7 protein-coding genes are annotated in these 11,359 nt (G+C 64.2%); 5 read left to right on the forward strand and 2 right to left on the reverse strand.

The window, feature by feature from the left end; genetic code table 11:
* Positions 1-687: 687 nt before the first annotated feature.
* The 5 genes from MJ783_RS15155 (at position 688) to MJ783_RS15175 (ending at position 7,985) form a co-directional block, all read left to right on the forward strand.
* Positions 688-1,353: a toll/interleukin-1 receptor domain-containing protein gene (locus tag MJ783_RS15155; RefSeq protein ID WP_239311086.1), complete on the forward strand. Its 666-nt coding sequence runs from the start codon at positions 688-690 to the stop codon at positions 1,351-1,353.
* Positions 1,354-1,562: 209 nt separating this feature from the next.
* Complete coding sequence (locus tag MJ783_RS15160) at positions 1,563-2,342, forward strand: hypothetical protein (RefSeq protein ID WP_239311087.1); 780 nt, start codon at positions 1,563-1,565, stop codon at positions 2,340-2,342.
* Between the two features lie 35 nt (positions 2,343-2,377).
* Entirely contained in the window at positions 2,378-3,130 is a 753-nt protein-coding gene (locus tag MJ783_RS15165) for a hypothetical protein (RefSeq protein WP_239311088.1), read from the forward strand.
* Positions 3,127-6,378, forward strand: a complete 3,252-nt coding sequence (locus tag MJ783_RS15170; protein WP_239311089.1) for a helicase HerA domain-containing protein — start codon at positions 3,127-3,129, stop codon at positions 6,376-6,378. The genes MJ783_RS15165 and MJ783_RS15170 overlap by 4 nt, the downstream gene beginning before the upstream one ends.
* A gap of 1,025 nt (positions 6,379-7,403) precedes the next feature.
* Positions 7,404-7,985, forward strand: coding sequence for a hypothetical protein (locus tag MJ783_RS15175; RefSeq protein WP_239311090.1), 582 nt, complete (start codon positions 7,404-7,406; stop codon positions 7,983-7,985).
* A gap of 409 nt (positions 7,986-8,394) precedes the next feature.
* Here the strand turns inward: MJ783_RS15175 and MJ783_RS15180 are convergent, their stop codons facing one another.
* Together MJ783_RS15180 and MJ783_RS23730 are read right to left on the reverse strand one after the other, a co-directional pair.
* A complete protein-coding gene (locus MJ783_RS15180; RefSeq protein WP_239311091.1) occupies positions 8,395-10,128 on the reverse strand; it encodes a heme peroxidase family protein in 1,734 nt (577 codons plus the stop codon).
* Between the two features lie 535 nt (positions 10,129-10,663).
* On the reverse strand, positions 10,664-11,101 hold the full coding sequence (locus MJ783_RS23730) for an SSI family serine proteinase inhibitor (protein ID WP_370651640.1): 438 nt from the start codon (positions 11,099-11,101) through the stop codon (positions 10,664-10,666).
* Positions 11,102-11,359 lie beyond the last annotated feature (258 nt).

Raw genomic sequence — 11,359 nt, forward strand, 5'->3', positions numbered from 1 at the left:
GGGGTGGTATATGGATGTGGTGGAGGCCGGGCTGGTGGGGGGTGGGCCGGGTTGGCAGCGTGTGGTTGTGGGGCGTATTGGGGCGCATCGTCGGGGGGCTGGTGGGGTGGGTGCTGGTTCGTCGGTGGTGGGGTCACCGGTGCTTGCTCGGTCCGCCGGTCGGTCCGCTGGTCGGTTTGTTGCTCATGAGACGGAGCGTTTGTGAACAGTGAGGCTCTGTGAACAGTGAGGTGTGGAGCGCGGAGCCCACGTTCAAGCCTGCGCCGGCACGCGCACGGGGTGCCGGTACTGGCATGCCGCTAAGAGGCTCCGGCAATAGGGCGTTCGATCAGGGAGCGGGGCTGGGGTGCGTGCATCGCGAGGCGACGGAGGTGAGGCGCCCTGTGTGGGGTGTCGACCGACGAGCCGGGGTACCCGTGCATCGCGCGGCGATGGACGGGGAGCGATGACGCGAGGCGCCGACCGGGCGGCGCGAGCCGGACAGTCCTATTGCCGGTCACCTGCTCGCTGAGACCGGCCGCGGTGCCGCCACACGCGTCGTCGCGACAACCCGACAGGGGGCCTGGGCCGAACGGGCCCGGTGGAAAGACGCAGCCAAGCACCGCATTTCCGTCATTTGACGGGATTGGACGCTCTCCCCACCCACCGGCGGCACCGTGCGGGCGAACGGATGGCACAATCACTGCCATGTCCGACAGGGGGGCGGCATCCTCGGTGCGCTGGGATTTCCTTCTCTCCTACGCGGCCGAGGATCGCCCATGGGCCGAATGGCTGGCCTGGCAGTTGGAGGCGGCGGGCTACCGCGTGCTTATCGAGGCCTGGGATCTCGTACCTGGCTCTAACAGATCAGCTCACGTACAGCGGGGTGCTCTGGAGGCGGAACGCACCATCGCCATCCTGTCCGCCGCTTACCTGAACTCCTGCTACGAGCAACCCGAGTGGCAGGCCGCGCTGGAGGCCGATCCAGCTGGATTCAAGCGAAAGCTGTTGCCGGTCCGCATCGAGGACTGCGAGCGCCCAGGAGTGCTTGGGCCGATAGCTGCTATCGACTTGTTCGGGCTGGCCGCCGATGTCGCACGCAAGAATTTTCTGCACAGCATCCGGGCTGCGATCAAGGGTCGAGACAAGCCCGCTGCAGAGCCGGTGTTCCCGTCGGCGCGCGCCATAACCGAACCGGCATTTCCGGAGCGGACCGGGGACAAACCGGCGCCAGTGAGCCGAGCCGGCCGGCAAGCCTGCCGACGGATCCAGGAGACCTCGTGCGGCGGGTGGCCGCACAGCCCCTGGCACACCGGCCTTCCGGCGGCGTCTCAGCGACACAACGTCCGAGCCGTGACCGAGCAGATGAGCTGACCGGGTCCGACGTGCGGGAGACGGCGCTGAGACATCCCCGCGGACACGTCTCACCGAGGATCAACGACCCACGGCGGAAAGACGGGCCAACGGAGGCGGCCGGCTCCGGCGCGGCGGAACGGAGCAGGTCATCAGGAGAGATCGAGCCCGCGGCGCTGACCGCAGCGCCGACCGCTCAGATCCGAGCTGACGGCGGCGCCTGGTCCCGTGTGCCGGTAGACGGGGTCCGGTATCTCGCGGGCGTGTCGGGAGCCGCTGTCCGTGCGGCGCTCAGTCCGCTGCCCGACGGCGCGCCGGCTGTGGTGATCTACAGGCCTTCGGCCGAACGGTCCGTCGCGCTCCAGACCAGCCTGGTCGCTGAGCTGGACGCGGTGGCACGGCGGCTTTTTCCATCCTGGCTGCCCGGCGCCGAGTTGATCGATACCCCGGGCGGTGCGGGCGTCGCCGCGGTCCGGAGGCTGGCCGCCCGTATGGCCGCAGGCTCGACCATGTTCGCTCGTTATCTCGCGGACCTGGCTGAGCGCTCGTTGACCGACGAACTCACCAACGCCCGTTTCTCGCTGGAGACGCAGGCGGCCACGCTTACCCAGGTCATCGCCGGTAGTTTCGGACGGCGGCGGCTGATACTGCTGGTCGATCTGCCGCGATCCGATGATGTGCGGCGCGAGCGCGCGTTGCTGAACACCCTTGAGTGGTTTGCCTATCAGGGGCATGCCGGCGCCTGGCTGACTGGCGGCCCGCTGCTGGATACCGATCGGATTCCGGCCGTCGCGGTCCCCGTGCCGGTAGCGGCGCAGCCCCCCTGGCCCACGGCCGTTGCCAGCCGCCTCCCCAGCGAAACAGGCCGGACCCGCGGCACTGGCACTGGCGGCCCGCAGGGCGACAGCGCCCGAGTTCCAGCGGCTGAGCACCCGTGTTCGGTGGACTCGGCGTCCCTGGCCGATCCACCGCATCCACCGCATCCACCGCCTGACGGCCAGCTTCCGTAAGAATCGGCAGAGCATAAAGAAAGAGGCTCCAGGGCATGGCACATGACGATCTGACACCCAGTGAAACCGGCATCCTGCTGGTGCTGCTCGCGCACGGCCGAAGAATTTCCAACAAAGAGCTGGACGAGCGCTGGAAACTTTCTCTCACTGGTTCCGCGCGGCAGAAACTAAACAATCTCAAGTTAGTCGAGAGCAGTAAGGAAAAGGGGCACGGAAATGTTCTTTTCCATGAGTTGACTGACCGGGGATGGGCACGCGGCCGGCAGGAGCTGGCGCCTCGCCGGCCGATTTCCAGCTCAATCAAATTTGGCTACCTCGCAGCTTTCACGGAAGGCGTCGAGCGGTTTCTGATCCGCGAGCGCATGCCAGTTTCGGACTTCTTCCGGGCTGAAGCGCCATGGGTGAGCGTGCTGCCCGCGGACAGTGCCGTTACCGCCACAACCGATAGTGGCGGTAACGGTGCGTCGGCCACAGCGACCGGCTCAGCCAGGCCGCCCGATGCCGCTCCGGGCGCGATGAGCGCTGCCGACATCGAGGCCGCCGTGCGGACGGCGTATGCCCAGCTCGCGAGCCGACCTGGTGATTGGGTACGGCTTGTCGGAGTTCGTCTCCTGCTTGGCGATGTCGAGCGGGAGACGGTCGACCGAATACTGCGCGGGATGGTCCGTCAGGCCGACGTGTGGATCGTCCCCGACGAGGACCAGAAGGCCCTGACAGCGGCGGACCGGGAAGCGGCCGTCCGGATCGGTGAGCACGACAGCCACCTGCTGTTGATTGGCACAGCATGATCAGTGAGCTGGAAGCCATCGCAGCCCTGCAGCTTGACTGGGTCTATGACCTCGAAGACGTGTGGCAGCCCTCGCCGGTCCACGTCGAGGGTGTGCACACCGACACCCGCCGCAGGATCTCCGACACCATCGCGGACCTGGCTCAGACGCCGACAGCCAGGCCGCTCGGTGTGGTGGTCCGTGGTCAGGCTGGTACCGGGAAGACCCATCTGGTTGGCCGGTTGAGAGAGCAGGTGCAGGGCGCTGGCGGCTATTTCTTTCTCATCGGAGCGCCGACCGGAAGCAGATTCTGGGAGAACGTCGTCACCTCGATGATCACGGATCTTTTTCGGCCTGTTGACGGCGACCAGACCCAACTGAGCAGATTCCTGCGCGGGTTGTGCGGGCTGCTGGGCGTCTCCGCGGAACTGACCGCGTCGGTGGTCGGCGACAGCGTTCTCACACCGGCCTGTCTCAAAGATTTCATCGTAGCTTTACACGTGTTCGACCGGCAGCTCGCCCGTGAATGTCAGCACACGCTACGAGCGCTCGTCCTGGTCAATTCTCGTGATCTGGACGACCAGACCGTCGGGGACGGCTTCCTGCTCTCGGTGGAGGAGCAGGAGCCAGGCGAACGGGCCCGGCGCGGCATGATACCCACCGCCAAGCAGCCGCCTGAGGTGGTGAAGGAGATCTCGCGGCTGCTGGCGCTCACCGGGCCGAGCGTATTCGCGGTCGATCAGGTAGACACCATCGTCGCGGAGACGACAGCGTCGGTGGACGGCAAGCCGGACGAGAATCGCTCTCTCCGCGAGCTCAACCTCCTCGCGGACGGGCTACTCGTCCTGCGCGAACGGACCGAGCGAGCGCTGTGCGTCCTGGCTTGCCTGCCGGTGACATGGATCATGTTCGAGCAATGGGCTGTGACGTCTGTCCGGGACCGGTTCCGCGCCATCCCACCCCTTGGCCACATCGATGATCCGGCGCTGATAACCCAGCTCCTTGTTCGACGGTTCCACGATCACTTTCAGCGTATCGGTTTCGAGCCGCCGTACCCGACCTGGCCGGTGGCTCAGGCCGCACTCGACCAGGCGCCCAGCTACACACCACGCGAGCTGCTTCAGCGGATCGAACGGCATATCCAGTCGTGCCTGTTGATGGGTACGGTCAAAGAGCTGGAGTCGTTTGCTGGAGACGATCCGCTGCCAGTACGTTATCCTCTGCCGCCAGCGGTGTTCGCGGAGTTGGACACGGCTTTCGCCGGGTTGCGCTCGACTACGACGGCCATCACGCCCGGCAACGAGGACAGCCTTGTACCGGAACTACTGGCGGCCGGTCTCACTGCCTGGATCATCGAAAACGGTGGTGCGCCCGGAGGTTTCGCGCTTGAGCCGAAGCCAAGCGCAAGGCCTCCACTGCACGCGCGGCTCAGCCGCACCATCAACCGGGATACCGGCGAGCAGATGCAGTGGGCATTTCGAGCGGTTACCAGCACGCACGGCAACGCGGCCCTGCACCGTATCCAGAGCGCCTGCGTGATGGCCGGGCTCACCCAGAGCAGCGCACGCCGGCGGTTGTTCCTGCTGCGCAACGTCGAGTGGAGTCGCGGCGTCAAGACCCAGCAGGCCCTTGCGGCGTTCGAAGCGGCCGGCGGTGTCACACTCCCCATCAGCGACGAGGACGTGGCAACCTTCACCGCGCTGGGCAGGCTGCTCCAGCAGCCGCATCCAGCTCTGCGGGAATGGTTGAATGCGCGCCGTCCAGCCAGTACAACAGCCTTGCTGATCGCAGCCCTCGCCAACGCGGCACCGGATGGGAGCGACGCCCATGCGGAGCCCGGCCCGATCCGTCCGGCCGAGGATCCAGGCAACGGCGCCAACGCCAGCTCAGCAGGAGCCGGCTCCTGCGCTGTCGCTCACCGCCGTGTCAGCAGCTCGTCAGTGAGTGGTCCGCCGCTTGGTGACCAGAACAGCTACGAGAGCCATCCGTTCGAGGCGCCGGAAGAGCGGAGTGCGAATCCTGCCGACCAGGGTGCGGGCTCTCGGGCGATCACCGTCGGCCGGACAGTGGCCGCCGGCCGGCCGGCCCGTATTGATATCGAGGTGTTCCGGAAACACGTAGCGATCTTTGCCGGTTCGGGATCCGGGAAGACCGTGCTGATCCGCCGCCTGTTCGAGGAGTGCGCGCTGCGTGGCGTGTCATCGATCGTGTTGGATCCCAACAACGATCTGGCGCGGCTGGGGGATGCGTGGCCGAGCGTGCCGAGCGGCTGGCATGACGCGGATGATGCGCTGGCCGCCGAGTACCTCGGCAGCACTGACGTGGTGCTGTGGACGCCCCGTCGGGCCGGCGGCCGACCGCTGAGCCTCCAGCCGTTGCCCGACTTCGTGAGCATACGGGACGACCAGGACGAGTTTGACGCGGCGATCGATGCGGCCGTGGCCACGCTGGCGGTTCGGGCCGGTGTCGACGGCCGCACAAGCAGGGCGAACATCAGCCGAGCCGTGCTCAGGGACGCGCTGGAGCACTTCGCCCGCGGCAGCCGCACCAGCCTCAGCTCCTTCGCGGATCTGCTGGCCGACCTGCCAGATGGTGTGACCGCTCTCGACCCCCATGACAAGCACGCGAAGAGCCTGGCGCAGGACCTGAGAGCCGCGATGGTCAATGACCCGCTGTTTGGTGGCGACGGTCAGCCGGTGGACCCCGCCGTGCTGCTGACCCCGCCGGCCGGTAGGCGAGCCCGCATCTCGGTGATCAGCCTTGTTGGCCTGCCCAACGATGATCAGCGGCAGAGCTTCGTCAACCAACTACAGATGGCCCTGTTCGCGTGGGCCAAGAAGAATCCGGCCGTCGACCGGTCGCTCGGCGGTCTGTTCGTGATGGATGAGGCGCAGATATTTGCCCCGTCCGGCACGGTCACCGCCTGCACGGCGAGCACTCTCGCGCTGGCCTCGCAGGCCCGTAAGTACGGCCTTGGTCTGCTCTTCGCCACCCAGCACCCGAAAGGCCTGCACAACAGCATCCCGGGAAACGCCACCACGCAGTTCTTCGGCCGGCTCAGCAGCCCGGTGCAAATTGACACGGCCCGAGCGATTGCCCGCAACAAGGGCGGCGACGCACCGGACATCGGCCAGCTTGGCGTTGGTGAGTTCTACGCCACCAGCGAGTCCTTGACCTTCGAGAAGATCCGCACCCCGCTCTGCCTGAGTCACCACCCGGCATCTCCGTTGACAGATGAGGAGGTCGTCAGACGGGCAAGGGGAGATTGAGCCCTGGCGCATCCCGTCGGGCCTGGACGATTCCCCCGTGGGCCGGGCCCGGAGACCACGACCCGGCCGGCCACTCCCGAATGTCCCGATCATCCAGTGAGCCACCGAACCAGCTGACTTCAGCTGAAGTCAGCCGCGCGGATCCGACGATCTACCGGACCCGACCGGTTATCAATGGTTGATCGATTGTTGCGTTTCCAGTGGGTGTCCGCGGGCTTCTTGATTTTTTTGGATTCCGCCGCGGCCAGTATTCGTCGGCCTGCATGCGGTTGGGGGCGGAAATTCGGCACGTTGCGTACTCGGTCCCGCGCGTAATATCCGGAGGGTGATTATCCGCAATGACGAACTCGTGGCCTGGTGCCGCTCCAAGGCCTCATTCGCCGCGTTGTGGATTAATAATTCTGAAGTATTGTGAATAGACATCCAGGTGAACTGGACATATGCTTCCGTTCGATTGAGAGCGCCCGGCAAGAGGGGGGTTGATCAGGGAGCGGGGTTGGGGTGCGTGTATCGCGAGGCGCCGGAGGTGATGGGCGTCGACCGACGAGCCGGGGTGCCCGCGCACCGCGCGGCGATGGATGGGGAGTGATGCCGCGAGGTATGTGCCCCGACCCCCGCGATAACCCCGCGATGCCGCGTCCCCTCTTGCTGGTCGCTCTCTTAATCGTCATGTCCACGCGACCTTGGGAGGGTGTCGGATGGGCGGAGTTCTTGTAGCGGATGCCGATGGCAAGTTGCACGTCCGCACGGATACGGATGATACGGATATCGAACACACTCCTGGTGCCGCCGACGGTGACACCAGGAGTGTGTCGGTACGCCGGGACAGACAGCTGGTCCCATCGGTGAGCCGTTTCCGGGGCCTACGGGTGCCGGCTGATTCGGCAGCACCCGATGGCTGGGCAGAAGAGTTCAACCGCCTCCAGCGGAACCTTATCAGCCTGTGTCAGCGGACAGTTCGGTGGCAGCGAGAACGTGACGAAGCCATAGGGCTGTTGATGCGGGAGCGGTCGGAGTACCGCGATGTGGTGCGGCAGCGGCGAGAACGCCTGCGTAAACTGACCGACGCCGCGGGCCGGCACTGGGGCGACTATTTTTCAGGACTCAGTTCCGGAGATACTTTCGCCACCGATGATGTGGATGTCGATCCGCAGGCAACGCTGTGCTATCCGGCGACGTGGCTGCTGCCGGATGAGCCGCTTCCGGAGGCTGCGGAAGTCGTTGACAATCCGGCGGCACCCGATGAGTGGGCCGAAGAGATCAGCCGTTTCCAGCGGAACCTCCTGAATCTCGAGCGGCACGCGGACCGGCTGCGGCGGGAACGTAACGAAGCCAAGATTCTCTGGGCATGGGAGAAAGCGGCCCATATTGATGCCGAGTGGTGTCACGAAGAATATTTGACTGATCTGCTTGCCACCGTGCACCGGTACCGGGACGTGTGGCCTATGCAAAATTCCCGACCATATGATCTAGGCGATGACATCGTCGCGAGCCGGTGTGGGATGCCGGAACTGGCCGGTGCTCTTGATGTGCAGGGGCTTCCCGGACTGGGCGGGGACGTCTCGGGTGTGTCATCATCGGATGATGATCTTGATTTGCTCTTTTAGGGCGTGTTTCGACAGCCAGCTGTCTGGCTCGCCGTGGCCAGGGCCGCCTGGACGCGCCTCGCTGATCGAACGACGACTTCCGAAACACGTCGTAGGGCGTTACGGCAAGAGGGACGTGGATCAGGGAGCCTGGTTGGGGCGTGTGCCTCGCGAGGCGCCGCCCGGTCGGCGCAAGCTGGACAGTCCTATTGCCGAAGCCGCTAAAGATTGCCAGTCATTGCTGCTCGTGGGTGCCGGGCGCATGGGACGGTGTGGGGTGCCAGCAGCTGGCCTGGTGTGTTCCGCTCGGTCCTTCAGCCTGCCTTGGCCGCCTGGTCAGTGAATGTGAACGAGCGGCCTGAAGTTTCAGGTAGACGCCGGTGGCCGAGTTCTGGCACCCCATGGGGACGTACCGTGTGCCCAACCGGGCTCAGCCGAGCGGCGCCAGCAGTTCTTTCTTGCCTTCGAACGCGAAGAGCAGCAGGTCGACCATACGGAAAGTGTGGTTGTCCGGTCCGAGTGACGGCCGCCAGCTCGGATCGCGGACGATTGAGGCATTGCTGCCCTCCATCGCGCGATGGAATACCTCCGCCACGATCCGGCCACCTACGCCGGTGAGGCGGCCGCCGTTCAGTTCAGCTTCCCGCAGGATGTAGAACCACAGCGGGGTGTTTTTTGCGAACGAGTCCTTCTGGTCGGCCGTGAGCTGGTCGAGGGACGCGCCCTGGTTGCCGGCGATGATTTGAGCGGTGGTCAGGGGCGGGACCTCTAGATACTCGGCCAGTTGTTGGCCGCTGCCCAGTCTGACCATACCGGCGCGTGTCAGGTTACGGAACGCGAGGTTTAGTTGACGTCCAGCCGCGTGGACTGTGGCATCCCGGCCGCCGAAGGTGCCCAGAGGCAGCTGCTGCAGCGGGTTGACCAACAGGGTGTCGATACGTTTGGTGATGTTGAAGTCATCAGAGTCGACAGTGAGATCGTCACGCTTGGCTTCGCTGAAGTCGTATAGCCGGCGGAAGTCGGCAACCCAGTTGCTGGGCAATTTCAGGCCACCGATGTTCGGGTCGTTCAGATTATTCACCGAGCCCGTCGGCGCCAGGATTCCGCTGGTGCCGGAGAATGCAAAAAGGAGTAGCAGAGTGGCCGGTATACCCTGTTTCTTGTTGAAGATCGCGTTCCATTCGTAAGCGTCGCGTACCATGCTGTGGCCAAGCCGGTAGGCCGCGACGGAGAACTCGATCGGCATGGTGGGAAGGTCGCCAGGCTGGATGTTTCTGCCACCATGCTGTGGGTACCAGCCGAGGTCGCCATAGGCTGCCGGTACCTCGAAGAACCGGCGTCCGTTTGTGAAGACATCGGTGACGATCGCAGGATCGACCACGCGTGGCAGGAAGTCGGTACGCAGCATCCACTGGTAGTGCCTGACGACAGTGTTCCGGGCGGCGGAGAAAAGCTGCACGCTCGGTGTGCTGCCGGCCAGCGTACGCACGACGCGATTGTGAAACCTGATGAACGCAAGGTGGGTCTGCGCGACCGCGAGGTTCTCATCATTACGTTGGTCAGGGATGTTCGCCAACCGTTGATCGGCCAGCGTTGGGCCCGTGCCGACCCGCGGCAGGTCGAAGCCGTCATGCGGGGCCCGGGCGAACGGGTTATCGGCTCCTGGGGCGCCCTGGCCCACCCCCGTCGTCGACCCGCTTTTGAGGCTGACTCCGTCGTCGGCGTAGAACCGCGGGTCCTTCTGCGGGCCGCGACCGTAGAGCGAGTCGAGATCAAGCGACGGTGACCGGCCCTGGACCAGCTCATCAACGGTGACGTCCTGGCCGAGTCGGTCGCTGTTGTTGTCCCTGGTCAGATCGTGGTCGACGAACTGGCCGAGATAGGTGAACCCGGAGGGGATACCCGAGCCAGGGCTTCCATGATCTTTCGTGCTGGACTCGGGGTCACCACCGGCCGGGTCGGTGGTCATCGCGGTCGCCACCGTTTCCGCGATCAGTCGCTGGGTGTCGTCAATCGGCGCCCCGACCGGTCCCAGCCGGGAGAATCGGAACTTGCGCACCTCGGCAATCGCCGATGGGCGAACAGTGATCGGCTCGTCGTTACTGTCGAGCGTCAAGATTCCTTCGCCGATGACGTAGTAGTCGTCTCGGTTATGGCGTTTCATGCGCAATCCCTTCGATATGGTGATCGGCGCGCCGGGAAATGTCGGGTTTCGGTTTCAGGAAATTGATTTCTTGGCTGACTGGGTTTATTGAGAACTTAGAGCGACCGGTAATAGGGGACGCGGTGTCGCGGGGCCAGGGCGCGCACCTCGCGTCATCGCTCCCTGTCCATCGCTGCACGGGTGCCCCGGCTCGTCGGTCGCCACCCAACACCTCCGGTGACTCCCTCCGCTGCCTCGCGATGCACACACACCAGCTCCGCTCATTGATCCACACCCCTATTGTCGGGCGCTCTCCTAGATGACTCTAAATCGCTATATTATATTTTGAATTGTTTCTTGAGATCTTCATGTGAGATTATGAATAATTTTTGATTTTTATCATTTATCCGTTCTCGAAATATTTAAAAACTCCTGTCGGGGAGGCGCCGGTGAGAATTAGCCAAGATGCCGGTGAGCCGCCGGTGGAAGAAGCCGCTCCGCTCTGCTGGCAGAGTGCCATGAATGCGTTGTTTGGATTTCGATTGGTAACAGCTGGTCAGAAGACCGGTGTGGTGGCTCCGTGCAGAATACAGCTGTTCGGGAATGTCTTCCGCCAGTGGACGACCCGACCAGCCCAGTAGCCGTCGGCGGTTGCTGTGACAGGGTCATAGATGAATGGACAGATTGCCCCCGGATCTCCTTGAAGCCTGCCAAGGTCACCGCCAGCATTCGCGATAGCTTTACACGCCGGGCCCGGGTTGGGATGGGTTGTCGCGCTGTTCGGCGGACAGAACAGCGTGACCGGTGTGGCGCCAACGTATGGTGATTCGCCCTTGGCAACGGTGAGGATCAACGCCCCGGTCGTACGAGCCACTGGGCTGGCTGTGGCTGCAAACGTTGGAGCGGTGGCCGCACCGGCGAGCAGTAATGATGTCACGGCAAGTAAGACCCAACGGGCAAGGTTCCTTTTCGCCGTCACAATAACCTCCTCCATCGTGATCGTCGATTCTCCCGCCGAGAACGTGACCCTCGACGGTGCTGCGACGCGGAAGGTGAGTCACCGGAAAATGGTCCGGAAGGTCCAGGGCTGTAGCCATATCCCTGTAACTCTTACGGTACGTTATGTTACAGGCCAAATTCATGTACATAGGTTTTATGTGTCAGAAAAATGACATCGAACATTATCCAGAAGTCGGATCGTAATCCACGTTGCTGTGTATGCGCGCCGCTTCGCCCCTTCCGGCCAAGGTTC

The sequence above is a fragment of the Protofrankia sp. Cj3 genome (assembly GCF_917627355.1).
GTDB lineage: Bacteria > Actinomycetota > Actinomycetes > Frankiales > Frankiaceae > Protofrankia.